The sequence below is a fragment of the Allokutzneria sp. A3M-2-11 16 genome, assembly GCF_024213555.1.
GTDB lineage: Bacteria > Actinomycetota > Actinomycetes > Mycobacteriales > Pseudonocardiaceae > Allokutzneria.
Genome location: NZ_JANAVO010000002.1, coordinates 56,698 through 74,232, shown reverse-complemented (window position 1 = coordinate 74,232; position 17,535 = coordinate 56,698). Strand labels below are relative to the sequence as shown.

22 protein-coding genes are annotated in these 17,535 nt (G+C 70.8%); 16 read left to right on the top strand and 6 right to left on the bottom strand.

What is annotated here, in order from left to right:
* Positions 1-3: 3 nt before the first annotated feature.
* The 4 genes from mltG to NLX83_RS18485 all read left to right on the top strand — a co-directional run bounded on the left by mltG (position 4) and on the right by NLX83_RS18485 (position 3,209).
* A complete protein-coding gene (gene mltG / locus NLX83_RS18500) occupies positions 4-1,206 on the top strand; it encodes an endolytic transglycosylase MltG (protein ID WP_254236332.1) in 1,203 nt (400 codons plus the stop codon).
* 17 nt (positions 1,207-1,223) lie between these two features.
* Positions 1,224-2,051, top strand: coding sequence for a shikimate dehydrogenase (locus NLX83_RS18495; RefSeq protein WP_374118783.1), 828 nt, complete (start codon positions 1,224-1,226; stop codon positions 2,049-2,051).
* Between the two features lie 153 nt (positions 2,052-2,204).
* Complete coding sequence (locus NLX83_RS18490; RefSeq protein WP_254236330.1) at positions 2,205-2,393, top strand: hypothetical protein; 189 nt, start codon at positions 2,205-2,207, stop codon at positions 2,391-2,393.
* A gap of 45 nt (positions 2,394-2,438) precedes the next feature.
* Complete coding sequence (locus NLX83_RS18485; protein ID WP_254236329.1) at positions 2,439-3,209, top strand: S1 family peptidase; 771 nt, start codon at positions 2,439-2,441, stop codon at positions 3,207-3,209.
* 50 nt (positions 3,210-3,259) lie between these two features.
* Here the strand turns inward: NLX83_RS18485 and NLX83_RS18480 are convergent, their stop codons facing one another.
* The 4 genes from NLX83_RS18480 to NLX83_RS18465 form a co-directional block, all read right to left on the bottom strand.
* A complete protein-coding gene (locus NLX83_RS18480) occupies positions 3,260-3,940 on the bottom strand; it encodes a DUF998 domain-containing protein (RefSeq protein ID WP_254236328.1) in 681 nt (226 codons plus the stop codon).
* Between the two features lie 128 nt (positions 3,941-4,068).
* On the bottom strand, positions 4,069-4,338 hold the full coding sequence (locus NLX83_RS18475; protein ID WP_254236327.1) for an HPr family phosphocarrier protein: 270 nt from the start codon (positions 4,336-4,338) through the stop codon (positions 4,069-4,071).
* Between the two features lie 13 nt (positions 4,339-4,351).
* Complete coding sequence (locus NLX83_RS18470) at positions 4,352-5,566, bottom strand: PTS transporter subunit EIIC (protein ID WP_254236326.1); 1,215 nt, start codon at positions 5,564-5,566, stop codon at positions 4,352-4,354.
* Positions 5,563-6,351, bottom strand: coding sequence for a GntR family transcriptional regulator (locus tag NLX83_RS18465; protein WP_374118770.1), 789 nt, complete (start codon positions 6,349-6,351; stop codon positions 5,563-5,565). The genes NLX83_RS18470 and NLX83_RS18465 overlap by 4 nt, the downstream gene beginning before the upstream one ends.
* Before the next feature lie 176 nt (positions 6,352-6,527).
* Here NLX83_RS18465 and NLX83_RS18460 point away from each other — a divergent pair, with 176 nt between their 5' ends.
* The 9 genes from NLX83_RS18460 (at position 6,528) to NLX83_RS18420 (ending at position 14,097) form a co-directional block, all read left to right on the top strand.
* Entirely contained in the window at positions 6,528-6,764 is a 237-nt protein-coding gene (locus tag NLX83_RS18460) for a glucose PTS transporter subunit EIIB (RefSeq protein WP_254236324.1), read from the top strand.
* The gene (locus tag NLX83_RS18455) at positions 6,761-7,216 is read left to right on the top strand and encodes a PTS sugar transporter subunit IIA (RefSeq protein WP_254236323.1); all 456 of its coding nucleotides are present in this window, start codon (positions 6,761-6,763) and stop codon (positions 7,214-7,216) included. Before NLX83_RS18460 ends, NLX83_RS18455 begins: the two co-directional genes overlap by 4 nt.
* 446 nt (positions 7,217-7,662) lie before the next feature.
* Complete coding sequence (locus tag NLX83_RS18450) at positions 7,663-8,328, top strand: prepilin peptidase (RefSeq protein WP_254236322.1); 666 nt, start codon at positions 7,663-7,665, stop codon at positions 8,326-8,328.
* A gap of 27 nt (positions 8,329-8,355) precedes the next feature.
* A complete protein-coding gene (gene aroC, locus NLX83_RS18445; RefSeq protein WP_254236321.1) occupies positions 8,356-9,543 on the top strand; it encodes a chorismate synthase in 1,188 nt (395 codons plus the stop codon).
* Positions 9,540-10,052 (top strand): shikimate kinase, encoded by a 513-nt coding sequence (locus NLX83_RS18440; RefSeq protein ID WP_254236320.1) that lies wholly within the window; start codon positions 9,540-9,542, stop codon positions 10,050-10,052. Before aroC ends, NLX83_RS18440 begins: the two co-directional genes overlap by 4 nt.
* Complete coding sequence (aroB, locus tag NLX83_RS18435; RefSeq protein WP_254236319.1) at positions 10,049-11,164, top strand: 3-dehydroquinate synthase; 1,116 nt, start codon at positions 10,049-10,051, stop codon at positions 11,162-11,164. Before NLX83_RS18440 ends, aroB begins: the two co-directional genes overlap by 4 nt.
* On the top strand, positions 11,161-11,592 hold the full coding sequence (gene aroQ / locus NLX83_RS18430; RefSeq protein ID WP_254236318.1) for a type II 3-dehydroquinate dehydratase: 432 nt from the start codon (positions 11,161-11,163) through the stop codon (positions 11,590-11,592). Before aroB ends, aroQ begins: the two co-directional genes overlap by 4 nt.
* Positions 11,592-12,497, top strand: coding sequence for a GNAT family N-acetyltransferase (locus tag NLX83_RS18425; protein ID WP_254236317.1), 906 nt, complete (start codon positions 11,592-11,594; stop codon positions 12,495-12,497). Before aroQ ends, NLX83_RS18425 begins: the two co-directional genes overlap by 1 nt.
* Positions 12,498-12,579: 82 nt before the next feature.
* Positions 12,580-14,097, top strand: coding sequence for a beta-xylosidase (locus NLX83_RS18420; RefSeq protein ID WP_254236316.1), 1,518 nt, complete (start codon positions 12,580-12,582; stop codon positions 14,095-14,097).
* A gap of 187 nt (positions 14,098-14,284) precedes the next feature.
* Here NLX83_RS18420 and NLX83_RS18415 read toward each other — a convergent pair whose 3' ends face one another.
* Complete coding sequence (locus NLX83_RS18415) at positions 14,285-14,662, bottom strand: hypothetical protein (protein WP_254236315.1); 378 nt, start codon at positions 14,660-14,662, stop codon at positions 14,285-14,287.
* A 64-nt stretch (positions 14,663-14,726) separates the two neighbouring features.
* Here NLX83_RS18415 and NLX83_RS18410 point away from each other — a divergent pair, with 64 nt between their 5' ends.
* The 3 genes from NLX83_RS18410 to nusB are packed head-to-tail and all read left to right on the top strand — an operon-like array spanning position 14,727 to position 16,831.
* Positions 14,727-15,803, top strand: a complete 1,077-nt coding sequence (locus tag NLX83_RS18410; protein ID WP_254236314.1) for a M24 family metallopeptidase — start codon at positions 14,727-14,729, stop codon at positions 15,801-15,803.
* A 34-nt stretch (positions 15,804-15,837) separates the two neighbouring features.
* Positions 15,838-16,404 carry an elongation factor P gene (gene efp, locus NLX83_RS18405; protein ID WP_254236313.1) on the top strand — a complete coding sequence of 189 codons (567 nt, stop codon included), beginning with the start codon at positions 15,838-15,840 and terminating at the stop codon, positions 16,402-16,404.
* 1 nt (position 16,405) lies between these two features.
* Positions 16,406-16,831, top strand: coding sequence for a transcription antitermination factor NusB (nusB, locus tag NLX83_RS18400; protein ID WP_254236312.1), 426 nt, complete (start codon positions 16,406-16,408; stop codon positions 16,829-16,831).
* A gap of 76 nt (positions 16,832-16,907) precedes the next feature.
* On the opposite strand, the gene bldD is transcribed toward nusB, so the two are convergent.
* Positions 16,908-17,396, bottom strand: coding sequence for a transcriptional regulator BldD (gene bldD / locus NLX83_RS18395; RefSeq protein WP_030430051.1), 489 nt, complete (start codon positions 17,394-17,396; stop codon positions 16,908-16,910).
* Positions 17,397-17,535: the final 139 nt, after the last annotated feature.

The following is a 17,535-nucleotide window of genomic DNA, read 5'->3' as shown; positions in this document are numbered from 1 at the left end:
TGAGTGAACGACCTCGACCTCTTCGACGAGGGACCGGCTGAGGAGAAGCCGCGCCGCGGCCGCCTCGCCGCTGCCGCCGACAGCCAGCGGCGCCGCAAGGTCCTGCTGGTCGGCGGCCTGGCCGCGGTGGTGATCCTCGGCATCGGCGTCTGGTACGGCGTGCAGTCGCTGTTCGGGCTGACCAGCTACGAGGACTTCGAGGGCGCCGGTGACTCCGACGTCGTGGTCAAGGTCGAGCCGGGCACCATCTCCCAGACCGGGCAGAGCCTGATGGACGCGGGCGTGGTGGCCAGCGTGCGCGCCTACACCGCCGCCGCGCAGGAGAACGAGTCGGCGGGCTCGGTGCAGCCCGGCTACTACGTGCTCAAGACCAAGATGTCGGGGGCCAACGCGATCGCGGGCCTGGTGCGCAAGAACGCCAGGGTCGGCGAGATGGAGATCCGCGGCGGCTTCCAGCTCGACGATGTGACCGTGGCCAGCGGCAAGGTCAACCAGGGGATCATCTCGCTGATCGCCAAGGCCAGCTGCGCGGAGCTCAACGGCAAGAACACCTGCCTGACCGCCGAGCAGGTGCGCACCGCCATGGAGAAGGCCGACCTCGCCGAGCTCGGCGCGCCGGAGTGGGTGATCACCGAGGCGTCCAAGGCCACCGAGCCGCGGCGGCGCTTCGAGGGCCTGCTGATGCCGGGCAAGTACGACGTGAAGCCCGGTGAGACCCCGGAGAACGTGCTGCGCGCGCTGCTGACCACGGCCTCGGCCAGGCTCCAGGCGGCCGGGCTGCCGAAGTCGGCCGACAAGACCGGCTTCTCGCCCTACCAGCTGCTGGTGATGGCCTCCCTGGTGGAGAAGGAGGCCGCGACCCCGGACTTCGGCAAGATCGCGCAGGTGACGCGCAACCGGCTGGCGATCGGGATGCGGCTGCAGTACGACTCCACGGTCAACTACCCGCTGGACCGGCCGAACATCCGCACCAACAGCGCCGACCGGGACAAGGCGGGCGCGTACAACACCTATGCCGTCCAGGGCCTGCCGCCGACCCCGATCGGCTCGCCGAGCGCGGGCGCGATCTCCAGCGCGATCACCCCGGAGCCCAGCGACTACCTGTACTTCGTGCGCTGCGACAAGCAGGGCAAGTCCTGCTTCGCCAAGGACCTCGACGACCACAACGCCAACGTCCGCGCGGCCCAGGCGAAGGGCGCCTACTGATGGCTCGCAAGGCGGCCATCCTGGGCTCGCCCGTCGAGCACTCGTTGTCCCCGGTGCTGCACCGCGCCGCGTTCGAGGCACTCGGTCTCACCGGTTGGACGTACGAGCGGATCGAGTGCTCCGAGGAGGCGCTGCCCGGTCTGGTCGGCGGCCTCGGCCCGGAGTGGGCGGGCCTGTCGGTGACGATGCCGGGCAAGCGCGCCGCGCTGGCGTTGGCCGCGCAGGTCACGCCCCGCGCGCGGATGGCGGGCGCGGCCAACACCCTCGTCCCGGTCGAAGGCGGGTGGCGGGCCGACTGCACCGATGTCGACGGCGTGGTCGGGGCGCTGCGCGCGGCGGCGGGCTTCACCATCGCGGCGGGTCCCGCGGTGATCCTGGGCGCGGGCGGCACCACGCAGGCCGCGCTGGTCGGGCTCGCCGAGCTGGGCGTGCGGCAGGTCCGGCTCGTCGTCCGCGATCCGGCCCGCGCGGCCGAGGCGCAGGCGTGCGCGGACCGGCTCCACCTGGCCGTCACCACGGTGACCTGGGTCGATGTCGACCCGGCGAAGCTCGTCGACGGTTGCTCGGTGCTGATCAGCACGGTGCCGACCGCGGCCGTGGAGCCGTGGGTCACCGAGCTGGCCGAGGCGCCCAGCGTGCTGGACGTGATCTACCACCCGTGGCCGACGCCGCTGGCCGCAGCGGCGGAGAAGGCGGGGAACCCGGTCGCGACCGGCCTGGACATGCTGTTGCACCAGGCGTTCGGCCAGTCCGAGCTGTTCACCGGCAGGCCCGCACCGCGCGAGGCGATGCGCTCCGCGCTCCGCGAGGCCACCGGCAACCTCCTCCCGCTCCCCCTGGGCTAGCCCCACCCGTCTTCAATCGCCCGTTGACCCGCTTCGAGCCATACCCGTGGAGCGGGGTTGACCCCGCTCCACCGACTTATCCTATGATCATAGGTAAATAGGTTGATGGGAGAACCGGGTGATCGAGTTCCGGATCGGGGAGAGGGCTCTCGCGTGACCTGGCTCGCGTGGCGACAGCAGCGTCGTGCTCAGTTCGGCGTCACCGAGGCGTTGCGGCACGCGGGCATGCCGCCCGGCATCGGCACCGAGCGGTATCAGAGGCTCCGGGAAGCCGGCATGGAGGTCGTGCGCCTCTATCAGCCCGGTAACCGGTTCTGGTGGTTGCGGAACAAGCTCGCGTAATCGTTCTCCCCTGAGAAAGGCAGAAAAATGCGAAAGCGTTCGTGGGTGGCGGCTGCCCTCGTCATGGTGGTGACCGCCCTGGCCGGCACGGGAAGTGCCCAGGCGATCGTCGGCGGCAGGAAATCGACCGATCCGTATTCGTTCTTGGCGACGCTGAACAGCAAGGAATTCCCGGACATGCAGTGCGGCGGGGCGCTGATCGCACCGCGGTGGGTGCTCACGGCGGCGCACTGCGTCGAGTGGATCGAGCCGGCCAAGGTCCAGGTTCGGCTGGGCAGCCTGGACCGCACGCAGGGTGGTCACGTCCGCACGGCCACCCAGCGGATCATCCACCCGGGCTACCGCGAACCCAGGGGCTTCGCGAACGACTGGTACGACGTGGCGCTGCTGCGGCTCGACAAGCCGGTTCCGCTGGCCGCCATCCGGTTCGCCGACCGTGTCGAAGCCGGTATGAGGACCAGGATCATGGGGTGGGGCCGCGCCTGCAACGCGATCGAATGCCCGGACGTGCGGATGGAGCGGTATCTGAAGGAACTGGACACCCAGGTGCTGCCGGACCAGCGGTGCGCCGGAGGGTTGCTGCGATTCAGCGACGAGCTGGAGATCTGCACCGACAACCCGAACCAGCAGGGCAGCTGCGGCGGGGACTCGGGCGGCCCGCAGGTCCGGCGGGGCGCTGACGGTCAGTGGGAACTGCTCGGCGTCACCAGCCACGGAGCCATGAAGGAAGCCGGCGAGGACCCCTGCGAGGACGTGCCCGGGGTGTACGCCGACGCCACCGCCCTCAAGGGCTGGGTGACGCGGCACACCGGGTAGCGACGAGCGCTGGCGGAGGTGGCCCCCCCAGGCGGGCCACGTCAGCGCTCTCAGGTGACCCGGATCGTCCTGGTGATCTCCGCCGACCACCTCATCAGCACGGCCAGCAGCACGAGCTCACCGACCACGAGCAGCCGCTCGGTGATGCCGACCGGGTTCGGGCCGGGGAACCAGTCGATCAGCGCCGGTTCCATCATGCCGAAGAAGCTCACCCCGAAGGCGAAGAGCATGACGAACCCGAAGAGTCCGAGACGCCTGCTCAGCCGGGCGTAGCCGCCGAACTGGGGGTGTCCCCGGTAGCGCTTGCCGAGCACCATCCCGGCGGTCGGCAACCCGAGGAACGCCGCGACCGCGGCCAGGTTGTGCAGCATGCCGAACGGGGTGCGCTCGGTGCTGGTGGTGTCCATCGGCAGCACGCCCGCCAGCAGCAGGCCACCGCTCCAGATGCCGACGCAGGTCCACGCCAGCGGCGAGTAGGGCGCCTCCCACCGGACCATCCCGGCGAGGAAGGCCAGCGAGCCGACGCCCAGCGCGACCAGCGACCACATGTAGACCTGCGACAACGGGCCGACACCGTAGGTGCTGATGGTCTGGGAGTAGGGACTCGGGAAGGACTGGCCGTGCAGGACGGCCATGAGGGCGACGGAGACCCCCACGCCCAGCCATGCGACAGTGATCCCCAGCCGGGGCACCCGGGTCGCGGCGGGAGCGCCGACGATGTTGAGATCCATACCCGCGATCATCACCCTTGCACAACCGGGGGACATCAGAGTTTTCCCGGAGATCCCCCGGAATGACGACCTGCCGTGATACGCCGGTGGGACCCGTCCACCGGACGGGTCCCACCGTGGTACTGGTATCAGCCCTGGTCGAGATCCTTGGCGATGATCGAGGCCAGTGCCTCCAACGCCTCCTCGGCGCCCTCGCCCTCGGCGCTGAGCACCACCTCGTCACCGTGCATCGCGCCCAGCGTCATCAGTCCGAGCACGCTGGCCGCCTCCACCGGCTCGCCGCCGTTCTTGCGGATGGTGACCGTGACCGGCTGCGCCGCCGCGGCCTTGGCCAGCAGCGCGGCCGGCCGGGCGTGCAGTCCGACCGAGGAGGCAACGGTGACCCGTCGTTCCGGCATTGCGAGGTCCTTCCTAGATCTTGCTGGATTCGGCCTGCGGGTCCGCGGTCTCGTCCTCGCGGCCCGGCGTCTTGAGGTTCCACTTCTTGATCACGAAGGTGAAGAGGAAGTAGTACACCACCGCGAAGGCCAGGCCGACCGGGATGATCAGGAACGGCTTGGTGGAGATGTTCCAGTTCAGCAGGTAGTCGATGGCACCGGCGGAGAAGGTGAACCCCGTGTGGATGCCGAGGGCGTTGACCACGATGAACGACACGCCGGTCAGCACGGCGTGCACCAGGAACAGCGGCCAGGCCACGAACAGGAACGAGAACTCCAGCGGCTCGGTGACACCGGTGATCACCGCGGTCAGCGCGCCGGAGAGCATGATGCCGCCGACGATCTTGCGCTGCTCGGGCTTGGCCGTCCGCCAGATCGCCAGCGCCGCCGCGGGCAGGGCGAACATGAAGATCGGGAAGAAGCCGGTCATGAACGTGCCCGCGCTCGGGTCGTGCGCCTTGATGAACCGGTTGAGGTCGCCGCTCTGGCCGCCGAACTCACCGAAGACGAACCACACGAACGAGTTGATGATGTGGTGCAGGCCGAACGGCAGCAGCAGCCGGTTGGCCATGCCGTAGGCGCCCGCGCCGACCATGGTGCTGCCGGTGATCATCTCGCCGAGCGAGGTGAGGCCGGAGTTGAACAGCGGGTAGATCAGGCCCATCACCACGCCGAGCGGGATCATCAGCACCGCGACGGCCATCGGCACGAACCGCCTACCGCCGAAGAACGCCAGGTACGGCGGCAGCTTGATCCGGTGGTAGCGCTGCCACAGGATGGCGGTGAGGATGCCCGCGATCAGGCCGGTGAGCACGCCGTAGGGCCAGTTGTTCGGTGGCGCGCCCTCCTTGCCCTCGGCCAGCGGGTTGAACACCAGGATGACCTTCGAGAGCACCAGGTAGCCGACCACGGAGGCCAGCGCGGTGGAACCGTCGGCCTTCTTGGCGAAGCCGATGGCCACACCGACGGCGAAGAGCACCGGCAGGTAGTCGAAGAGCACACCTCCGGCCCCGCCGATGACCGCGGCCACCTTCTCCAGGCCGCCGACGCCGCCGAGCAGGTCATCCTGCCCGAGGCGCAGCAGCAGCCCGGCCGCGGGCAGCGCGGCGATCGGCAGCATCAGGCTGCGGCCGATCCGTTGCAGTACCGCCAAACCCTTGATGTCACGACCGCCCGGCGTGGCGCTCATCGGGTACCTCCCTGCTGAGGGTGGGGACCGGAGTCCGGAAGGCTCCGGTCGAGTTGCATGGTCACCTGGTACAGATCGCCCCGGTACCAGGACGTCATGTCCTCCACAGGCGCTCCCGCGGCGGTGGAGATCCTGCGGAAGACCAGGACGGGACTGCCCGGCCTGATGCCGAGCAGCCTGGCGGTCACCGGGTCGGCGGCGTCCGCCCACACGGTCTGGCGACCGTGGTCGAGCTGAACCCCGTACTCCCGCGCGAGCAGGCCGTACAGGGAACGGGTGAGGTCGTGCCGGAGCAGCCCCGGCACCTCGCGGGGGTGGTACCAGCCGCGTTCGACGGCCATCGGGGTGCTGTCGGCGCGACGCAGCCGGAACAGCCAGTAGGCGGGCTGCCCGGTGTCCAGGCCGAGCGCGGTCGCCGTGGCGGTCGGCGGGACCAGCTCGCCGTGGTCGAGCACCTCCGTCGCCGGGGTCATCCCGCGCCCGCGGATGTCCTCGGTGAAGGAGGCCAGGTGCAGCTGGGCGTCCACCCTCGGCTTGGCGGTGAAGGTGCCCTTGCCCCGGACCCGGGTCAGCAGTCCCTCGGTGACCAGCTGGCTGATCGCCTCGCGCACGGTCAGCCGGGAGACGCCGTAGCGGGTGGCCAGCTCGCGCTCGGAGGGGACGGGCGTGCCGGGCGCCAGCTGTTCGTGGGCCAGCCTGCGCAGGATCTCGCGCAGCTGGGCGTGCTTGGGCGTCGGCCCGTCCAGCAGCCGGGCGGCGGGGGTCTCCGGAACCGGCACGCTCACTCCCCTCGAAACCAGGCTGGCGGATTGGTACGGTCCGGTCTAAACCAGTTGCGGGGGAGGATGCTCCCGGCATCATCGGGGTGTCAACAACCGTTATGGCTTCGTATCAGGTGTGCAAGCATTTGGCCCAACCACGTACGCCCTGCTCACGGGGTGTGGAGGCAAGGGAGACTTGAGTGGCTGACGACAAGGCCGCGGCGATCCTCGCGGGGCTCGGCGGCGCGGGCAACATCGAGGACATTGAGGCGTGCATCACACGGCTGAGGTGCGAGGTGCACGACGGTTCCCTGATCGACCAGGCCGCGCTGAAGGCGGCCGGTGCGATGGGCGTCATGCAGCAGGGCACCATCGTGCAGGTCATCGTCGGCCCCGAGGCCGACACGCTCGCCGAGGACATCCAGGACCTGATGTGACGCTTTCCGTGCTGTGCCCGGTCAAGGGCCGGGCCATCCCCATGAGTGCGGTCCCCGACCCGGTGTTCGCCGAGGCCATGGTCGGGCCCGGTATCGCCGTCGACCCCGACCGCGCCGAGGGCGACGCCGTCTCCCCGGTGGACGGCACCGTGGTGACCCTGCACCCGCACGCCTTCGTCGTGCTCACCCCCGGCGGCCAGGCCGTGCTGGTGCACCTGGGCATCGACACGGTGAAGCTGAAGGGCGAGGGCTTCACCCTGCACGTGGTCAAGGGCGAGACGGTCCGCGCGGGTCAGCGGATGATCACCTGGAACCCGGCGGAGGTGGAGCGCCAGGGCTACTCCCCGGTCTGCCCCGTCGTCGCGGTCGAGGCGAAGCCGGACCAGCTGGCCGCGCTCCGCGAGGCCGACGCGGTCGACCACGGCGACCAGATCTTCACCTGGTCCGCCTGAACTTCCGTACCCGATGCGGCATTCGTGTCGAGTGCCGCGTCGGGTCCGCCAGCGCCCGCCTGCCCGGTCCACTAGCGATCGGGCCGTGCCCCGCGAGCAGCACCCAACGACCGCAACGCCCCCCGTCCCCTCCCTCACAACATCACCACCGCAGCCCAAAATCCCGTTTCGTACTCAAAACGGGTTTTTGGAGCGCTCTTTTTCCCGTTATGAGTACGAAACGGGGTTCTCTAGACGGCGCCCGCGGGGAAGGGGGTGAGCGGGCGGGTGGAGTGCATGGGCAGAGTTTACTTGGTATGCGCAGTGCGGGAGCCGTCCTGAGCGAAGTTGAGTCGCCCTCTCGCGAACTGTCCTATGTGGACACTCAAGCCTGCCTTGTGAAGCGAATTCCACCCAGGGGGTCCCGTTGGCTTGAGGCCGCGAACGGTCATGCGCATCCTCGTGACATGGAAGTTCTGGGAGCGCTGTTCGGCCTCGTCGCGGGGATCGTGGCGGGGGCGGGAGCGAGGCTGCTGCTCGGTCGACTGCGACGCGGAGCCAGCGTGCGACCCCCGTGGTGCGAACTCGCGGTCGGCGTGTTGTGGGCGTTCGTGTGCGCGGCACCCGCGCCTTGGTGGTGGCTGCCGGTGCAGCTCGCCGTGGCGTGGTTCGCCGTGGCGTTGGTAGTTGTCGATCTTCGCCACTGCCGATTGCCGGACGCGTTGACGTTGCCCGCGTATCCGATCGTGGGCCTGGTGTTGGTGCCTGCCACGTTCGCCGGGCCGGGACCACCTCTGGCCGTGCGGGCCGTCTGCGGCGCGGCGCTGTTCCTGGCCGTGCACGCGGTCGTGCGCGTGCTGTCGCCGGCGTCGCTCGGCCCGGGTGACGTGAAGCTCTCCGGCAGCCTCGGCGCGGTCGCGGGCGCGGTGGGGTGGATCGCGCTGCCGGTGGTCGTGGTCCTCGCGGCGGTGATTACCGCCATAGTCGGAGTTCTCCGCGCACATTTCCGCGGGAGTGAAGAAGGAGGTGGGGCGATACCGCACGGACCCGGATTGCTGCTGGCCACGCTGGTGCTCGCGATGGTTCCACCGGGTGGGCACACGGTGTTCGACTCCGGGGTTCCGCGAGGCTGAGACGCCGCGACGTGGCAGGATCACGGCGTGTTGCGCTGGATCACTGCTGGAGAGTCGCACGGCCCTGCCCTGGTCGCCGTGCTCGAGGGCTTGGTCGCCGGGGTCGAGATCACCACTGGTGATGTCGCGGGTCATTTGGCTAGGAGGCGCCTGGGCCACGGCCGTGGCGCCCGGATGAAGTTCGAGGCCGACGTCGTCACCTTCCTCGGTGGCGTCCGGCACGGGCTGACCCAGGGCGGCCCCGTTGCCGTGCAGGTCGCCAACAGCGAGTGGCCGCGCTGGGAGAAGGTGATGTCGCCGGATCCGGTGCCGGAGGAGGAGCTGGCCGGGCTCGCCCGCAGCGCCCCGCTCACCCGGCCCCGGCCCGGGCACGCCGACCTCCCCGGCATGCAGAAGTACGGCTTCGACGACGCGCGCCCGGTGCTGGAGCGGGCGAGCGCGCGGGAGACCGCGGCACGCACCGCGCTCGGTGCGGTCGCGCGGGCCTTCCTGAGGCAGACCCTGGGCGTCGAGGTGATCAGCCACGTGGTGTCCATCGGCACGGTCGAGGCGCCCGCGGGCGTGCTGCCGGGCCCGGAGGACCTTGAGGCGGTCGACGCGAGCCCGGTGCGGGTCTTCGACGCCGACGCCAGCGCGGCCATGGTCGCCGAGGTGGACGCGGCCAAGGCCGACGGCGACACCCTCGGCGGTGTGGTCGAGGTGCTGGCCTACGGGCTGCCCCCGGGCCTGGGCTCGCACGTGCACTGGGACCGCAGGCTCGACTCGCGGCTCGCCGGGGCCCTCATGGGCATCCAGGCGATCAAGGGCGTCGAGGTCGGTGACGGCTTCGAGACCGCGCGGCGGCGTGGCAGCAAGGCGCACGACGAGATCGACCGCTCCGACAGCGAGCTCGGCGTCAGCCGCCGCTCCAACCGGGCGGGCGGTGTGGAGGGAGGCATCACCAACGGCGAGCCGTTGCGCGTGCGCGCCGCGATGAAGCCGATCTCCACGGTGCCCCGCGCTCTGTCCACTGTGGACACCGCGACCGGGGAGGCCGCGGTGGCGATCAGCCAGCGCTCCGACGCCTGCGCGGTGCCCGCGGCGGGTGTGGTCGCCGAGGCGATGGTGGCCCTGGTCCTCGCGGACGCGGTGCTGGAGAAGTTCGGTGGCGACTCGGTCACCGAGACCAGGCGCAACGCCGAGGCGTACCTCGCGGCGCTGAAGGAGCGCTGGTGAGTCCGCGCGCGGTCGTCGTCGGTCCGCCCGGCGCGGGCAAGACCACCGTGGGCGGCCTGCTGGCGGACAAGTGGGGTGTCGGCTTCCGCGACGTCGACGCCGACATCGTGACGAGCACCGGCAAGTCGATCAGCGACATCTTCACCGTCGACGGTGAGGCGGCGTTCCGCGAGATCGAGGAGCGCGCCGTCGCCGCGGCGGTCGCCGAGCACGACGGAGTCGTGGCGCTCGGCGGCGGAGCCGTGCTCTCCGAACGCACCCGCGCGCTGCTGGCCGACCACGTCGTGGTGTTCCTCGGCGTGGGCATGGCCGAAGGCGTGCGGCGCACCGGGCTGTCCAGCGCGCGTCCGCTGCTGGCGGGCGTGAACCCGCGCGCCACCTTCAAGGCGCTGCTCGACGCGCGGTTGCCGCTCTACCGCGAGGTGGCCACGGTCGAGGTCAGCACCGACTCCCGCACGCCGGAGGAGGTCGCCGCGGCGGCCCTCGAAGCACTGGAAGTGAAGCGATGACGCACTCCGAGCCCGTGCGGGTCCGGGTCAACACCGGCCAGCCCTACGACGTCGTCATCGGCAGGGGGCTGCTCAGCGAGATCCTGGAGACGCTCAAGGGCGTCGGCACCGTCGCGATCCTGCACCAGCCGACCCTCACCGCCACGGCGGAGAGCCTGCGCGAGGAGCTGGAGGGCGCGGGGGCCTCGGCGCACCGCGTCGAACTGCCCGACGCCGAGGACGGCAAGAGCCTGGCGGTCGCGGGGTTCTGCTGGGACGTGCTCGGCCGCATCGGCATGGACCGGGGCGGCGTGATCGTCTCGCTCGGCGGCGGGGCCACCACGGACCTGGCCGGGTTCATCGCGGGCACCTGGATGCGCGGCGTGCGCGTCGTGCACGTGCCGACCACGCTGCTGGGCATGGTCGACGCGGCGGTGGGCGGCAAGGCCGGGATCAACACCGAGGCGGGCAAGAACCTGGTCGGCGTCTTCCACGAGCCGATGGCCGTGCTCGTCGACCTGGCGACGCTGGAGTCGTTGCCGCGCAACGAACTCGTCGCGGGCATGGCGGAGGTCGTCAAGGGCGGGTTCATCGCCGACCCGGTGATCCTCGACCTCATCGAGGCCGATCCGGAGGCCGCGCTGGACCCGACCGGCGACGTGCTCGCCGAGCTGGTCCGGCGCAAGATCCAGGTCAAGGCGGACGTGGTCGCCGCGGACCTGCGCGAGTCGAGCCTGCGCGAGGTGCTCAACTACGGCCACACCCTCGGCCACGCCATCGAGCGGCGCGAGCGCTACCGCTGGCGGCACGGGGCGGCGGTCAGCGTCGGCATGGTCTTCGTCGCGGAGCTGGCGCGGCTGGCCGGTCGCCTGGACGACGAGACGGTGGACCGGCACTACCGCGTGCTGAAGGCGATCGGGCTGCCGACGACCTACGACGCCGACGCGCTGCCGCAGCTGCTGGAGACCATGCGCGGGGACAAGAAGACCCGCTCCGGCGTGCTGCGCTTCGTGGTGCTCGACGGCCTGGCCAAACCCGGTCGCCTCGAAGGGCCGGAGCCGGGCCTGCTGGCGGCCGCCTACTCCGCGATCGCGCGTGAGTCCACTTCGGACGGTGGAGGTCTGCTGCTGTGAAGGTCCTCGTGCTCAACGGCCCCAACCTCGGCAGGCTCGGTTCCCGGGAGCCGCTGATCTACGGCAACGAGACCTACGCCGACCTGGTCCGGCTCTGCGAGCGGACCGGAGCGGAGCTGGGCGTGGAGGTCGAGGTCCGGCAGACCGACCACGAGGGCGAGATGCTGGGCTGGCTGCACGAGGCGGCCGACGCGGGCTCACCGGTGGTGCTCAACGCGGGCGCGTGGACGCACTACTCGATCGCCGTCCGCGACGCCTGCTCGCAGCTCACCGAACCGTTGGTGGAGGTGCACATCTCCAACGTGCACAAGCGCGAGGAGTTCCGGCACCACAGCTACATCTCCGCCATCGCAACCGGCGTGATCGTCGGCCTCGGACTCACCGGTTACGAGCTGGCTCTGCGTTTCCTGGCGAAGAAGGCGGAGTGATGAAGGTCCCCGAGTTAGTCACCGAGCGGATGGTCCTGCGCGAGCTGCGCGCCTCCGACGCCGAGGCGGTCGCGGGGATCTTCGCCGATCCGGAGACGAGCAAGTGGCTCGGCAGCGACCTGAGCAACCGCGAGGCCGCTTTCGTCAACGTCTACGACCGGGTCAGCGGTGACTACCCGGACGGCATGGGGCACTTCCTGTTCACTGTGGACGGTGCGGCGGTCGGCATCGGCCACCTCCGGCCCTCGGGTGAGCTGCCGGGCGGGCTGCCCGAGATCGGCTGGTTCCTCGCCCGCCCGCACTGGGGTTCGGGGCTGGCCAGGGAAGCCACGGAAGCCTTGCTGCGGCACGCTTTCGACGACCTCGCCCTGCCGACGGTGTGGGCGCTGGTGCACCCGGAGAACACCGGCAGCCTCAAGCTCTCCGAACGGCTGGGCTTCCTCGACGTCGGTGAGCGCTTCGCCTACGGGGCCGCGCACCGCGTGCAGGTCCTTCAACGTCCACAAAGGACTGGACTGCACCACGTCGAGCTGTGGGTCGGCGACCTCGACCACGCCCGCGACACCTTCGGCTGGCTGCTCACCGAACTCGGTTTCCGGCAGTACCAGTTGTGGGAGAACGGGATCAGCTGGCGACTGGGCCCGACCTACGTCGTCGCCGAGCGCTCGCCCGCGCGCGGCAGCGATGTGCACGACCGCCTCCTGCCCGGCCTCAACCACCTCGCGCTGCACGCGGGGGACCGGGCCGAGGTCGACCGGCTGACCGAGCAGTCGCGCGAGCACGGCTGGCGGTTGATGTTCGGCGAGCGGCACCCGCACGCCGGCGGCGAGCACCACTACGCGGCCTACTTGGAAAACGCTGATGGCTTCCAGGTGGAGTTGGTGGCCGCGCCCGCCGAGGTGTGACGCTGCGCTCCCTTGCTCTAACCCGTGCGGGTGAGCCTGCTTAGACTGTGCCGGCCTTGTCGTCGCACTAAGTAGGTGAGCGGTGGGACTGCGGCGGCCTCGGGAACTGCTCGCGGCGTTGCTCTGCGTGCTCGTCCTGACGGTGTTGATCTTTACCGCGTGCACGACCTCCGCCCCGCCGCCCGAGCCGCCCCCGCCCGCCATGACCGGGCCAGCCGCCGTCGCGCCGAACCGGGGCGCCAAGGGCGGCACCGCGGACCTGGTCCCCGGCATCCTGGGCACCGACCGCCCTCGGCAGAGCGGTGGCGTCGTCGCGGCGGGCGGACCGCGGGCGCCCTACAACTACGGCCCCACCCTGCTCCAGGAGAACGGCCGCGTCCGCATGTGGTGGTGCAGCCAGCTCATCGGCGCGGGCCCGCCGGGCGATGACATCGTGCACGGCGACGCCGCCACCCCGGCCGGACCGTTCCAGGCGGTCGGCGCCGTGTTCAGCGGCAGCGGGGGCGGGTTCGACGCCATGCACACCTGCGACCCGTCGGTGATCAAGGTCAGCGGGACCTACTACCTCTACTACACCGGCGCGCCCAGTGATCACACCCACGACAACAGCATCGGCGTCGCGGCCAGCGACGACGGCGTCCGCTGGCGCAGGCTGGCCGGGGGCGGGCCCATCGTGCGGGCCTCGGGCGAGGTGCGCCGCGCCAATACCTACGGAGTCGGGCAGCCCGCCGTGTTCCACCTCGACGGCTGGTTCCACCTGATGTTCACCGACACCACCGCGGCCGGGGCCGGGCCAAACGGGGCGGGCCAGTTCGTCCTGCGCGCCAAGGACCCGCTGTTCGCCGAGCAGGTGCAGGCCCTGACCAGGGACGGCTTCGTTCCCGTCGGCTCGACGCAGGCCACCCGCACGCGCTCGATCGTCGACGCCTTCAGCGCGGACTGGATGTGGGTGCCCGCGCTGAACGCGGTGGCCATCGCCCACGAGACCGCCGAGGGCACCACGCTCACGTTCTGGGACCGCGCCTTCGCCAGGCACCCGTACCGGCCGGTGCACGTCCCCGGCCCCTGGCAGGAGGGCCCCGGCCTGGTCCGCACCGCCGAGGGCCACGCGATGATCTCCGCCGAGGACCCCTGCGGCCGCGCTTCCTTCGACGTCGTCCGCGCGACCCGCGAGCCCCGCGCGCCCACCGATCTCCAGCACTTCGGCATGGATGTGCGCGGCTTCGACGGCTGCGCCGACACCACCCGGGCCCGCAAGGTCCTCGAGGGCTTCGCCCTGCCCGCCCCGGACCGCACCATCGACGTGGTCATCGGCGGCAACCGGGTCCGCGTCGAGCGCAAGTCCGTCGCCGAGCGCCTGGCCGTTCGTCTGCTGCCGACGTCCGTGCCCGCGCTGCTGCGCCTGCCGGTCCTGGCCCGTCTCCGCCCCGGCGCCCCGGCGATCCGCGCCCCCGGCCGCCCCTTCGCGTTCCTGCTCGACGACGGCAGGCTCTGGCGCGTCGGCTCCGAGTCCGCCGCCATTGCCAACGAGTCCCCGATCGTCGACGTCCCCGTCGCCCGCTGGGACTCCTACCGCGCCGGTTCCACCCTCGGCGGCTGAGCAGCTGTTCCCACCCGCGAAGTTCTCTTCGCTCTCGCGCGCGTAATGACAGCCCCCACCCACCCGGGGGCACCCCTCAACCAGGGTGGCGCGGTTGTGGTGGAAATGCCAGTTCCGCGGGCTGTGCGGAGGGGCTTGGGGGGAATTTGTCTCACGCGCTGGTTGATGCGAGTGCCGTCAGGCGCGGTCAGGGTTCCGTGACCCGGCGGCGCCCCAGCAACCTGCCGATCGTGGCGGGGACGAGCACCAGGAGCGCGGTGAACGCGGCGCCGCCGGTCAACGCGACGCCGAGCGTGGAGAACGACGTGGCGTCCACGAGCAGGGCCTGACCGGCGACCCCTAGCAAGCCCGCCACGAGACCCGCCACCACGGCGGCGGGCAGCCAATCGGTGCGGGAACGGTCCAGAAAAGCCCAGGCAGCGGCGGTCAGGACGAGCACGGCGAGCGCGACGGTGCGGGGCAGCGTGAGCGTCTCGGGGGAGTGCACCCGCACAGCGGCGACGGCCACGTGGGCCACCGCGTGCAGCGCGCCGAGGGCTAGGCCCCGCGTCATCCAGGTTCGCACCCGCGCCAGCCTACGTAAGGCCTACGGCTCGACCGCGCCGACAGGGCCCACGTACGCTGCGGATATGCCAGAAACCCACGCCCGGAGGCGATCACTGCTGCGCGCGGAACTCCGCGCGAAGGAGCTCGACGCGCTGCTGGTGACCGACCTGCTGAACCTCCGCTACCTGACCGGGTTCACCGGGTCCAATGGGGCCCTGCTGGTGAACGCGGAGGACGACGCGCGCAGCCTGTTCTGCACCGACGGCCGGTACCTGACGCAGTCCGAGACCCAGGTGCCGGACCTGGAGCGGGTGATCGACCGGCCGTGCGACGCGGCGCTGGCGAAGAAGGCGAACGGGCGCCTGGGATTCGAGAGCCACAAGGTCACGGTGGACGGCCTGGACCTCCTCGAAGAAGCAGCGGACGCCGAGCTGGTGCGGGCGGCCGGGCTGGTGGAGCAGCTGCGGCTGATCAAGGACGAGGACGAGGTCGAGGCGCTGCGGATGGCCTGCGCCGCCGCCGACCGGGCGCTGGCGGCGCTGGTCGAGCACGGCGGGCTGCGGCCGGGCCGCACGGAACTGGAGGTCGCCCGCGATCTGGAGAACCGGATGCTGGAGCACGGCGCCGCCGGGCCCGCGTTCGAGACGATCGTGGCCGCCGGGGCGAACTCGGCGGTGCCGCACCACCGGCCCACCGCCGCGGTGCTGCGGACCGGGGACTTCGTGAAGCTCGACTTCGGCGCGCTCGTCGACGGCTACCACTCCGACATGACGAGGACCTTCGTGATCGGCGACGCGGCCGACTGGCAGCGGGAGATCTACGAGCTGGTCGCCGCCGCCCAGGCCGCCGGGCGGGGCGCGCTGGCGGTGGGGACGAAGGTCTCCGACGTGGACGCGGCGGCCCGCGCGGTGATCGAGGCGGCCGGGCACGGGGAGCACTTCCTGCACGGGCTCGGCCACGGCGTGGGCCTGCAGGTCCACGAGGCTCCGGCGTTGTCCAAGGTGGGGGTCGGTACACTTGCCGCCGGTATGGCGGTCACCGTCGAGCCCGGGGTGTACCTGGCCGGGCGGGGCGGGGTCCGCATCGAGGACACCCTCGTCGTGCGCGCGGGCGCACCCGAACTCCTCACCCTGACCACGAAGGATCTCGTGGTCGTCTGACCCTCCGACATCACCCTCAGGAGAGACCACCACCGTGGCCACCACCAACGACCTCAAGAACGGACTGGTGCTCAAGCTCGACGGCAGCCAGCTCTGGACCGTCATCGAGTTCCAGCACGTCAAGCCGGGCAAGGGCGGCGCGTTCGTGCGCACCAAGCTCAAGCACGTGCTCTCCGGCAAGGTCGTGGACAAGACCTTCAACGCGGGCACCAAGGTCGAGACCGCCACCGTGGACAAGCGGGAGATGACCTACCTGTACAAGGACGGCGACGACTTCATCTTCATGGACGGCGACACCTACGACCAGCTCACGGTCTCCGGTGACGTCGTCGGCGACGCCGCCAAGTACATGCTGGAGAACACCTCCGCGATGGTCGCCACGCACGAGGGCGCCCCGCTGTTCGTCGAGCTCTCCGCGTCGGTCGAGCTGCTGATCCAGCACACCGACCCGGGCCTGCAGGGCGACCGCTCCACCGGCGGCACCAAGCCCGCCACCCTGGAGACCGGCGCCGAGATCCAGGTCCCGCTGTTCGTCAACACCGGCGACAAGGTCAAGGTGGACACCCGCGACGCCCGCTACCTCGGCCGCGTCAACAGCTGACATGGGTGCGCGCAGCAAAGCCAGGAAACGGGCGGTCGACGTCCTCTACGAGGCCGAGGCCCGCGAGGTCGACCCCGTCACGCTGATCTCCGAGCGGGTCGGGTCCACCGAGGTCGCCCCGGTCAACGACTACACGATCGCCCTGGTCGAGGGCGTGCGCGACAACGCCGCGCGGATCGACCAGCTGATCTCCGAGCACGCCGAGGGCTGGAACCTCAACCGGATGCCCGCGGTGGACCGCGCCATCCTGCGGATCGGCCTCTACGAGCTGCTCTGGGCCGCCGACGTGCCGGACGCGGTCGCCATCGACGAGGCGATCGAACTGGCCAAGACGCTGTCCACGGACGACTCCCCGCGCTTCGTCAACGGGGTCCTCGGCCGCATCGCCGGGATCGCCGGACACCTGCGGGCCTCCCTCAACGGCTAGTACCAAACCCACGAGGCACCCGTGAGCCACTGGCTCGCGGGTGCCTCGTCGTGGTGCCGGAGGAGGGTCAGTCCACTCAGTCCTCTTTCGAAGGCCTGGCCTCGGGCGGGAGCACGCCCCAGTCGATGAGCTGCTCGGTCAGCTCGCCGGGGGTCATGTCGTAGATGATCGCCAGCGAACGCAGGTCCTCGGTGCGGATCGAGAGCACCTTGCCGTTGTAGTCGCCGCGCTGGCTCTGGATCGTCGCCGCGTAGCGGGCCAGTGGGCCCACCTTGTCCGCCGGTAGCTGCTGGAGCCGTTCGAGGTTGATGACGATCTTCGTCGCCGGTTCGGCCCCCGACGGGACCCGGCCCTCGGGCAGCAGTTCCGCCACCGGCACGCCGTAGAAGTCGGCGAGCTCCGCCAGCTTCTGGACGGTCACCGCACGGTCGCCGCGCTCATAGGAGCCGACGACGACCGCCTTCCAGCGGCCGCCGGACTTCTGCTCGACGCCGTGCAGCGACAGGCCCTGCTGCTGGCGGATCGCGCGGAGCTTGGCGCCCAGCGCCTTGGCGTAATCGCCCATGTGGCGGTTCTCCGTTCGTTCGCCCCGTCGGCAGGCACCAGTTGCCGCAGGGAACATCACATCCAATACGGAGAGTAATGGTTGCTGCTCGAACTCACCAGGTCAAGCTGACTTCACTGCGGCAGGCGGGCGAGTAGTG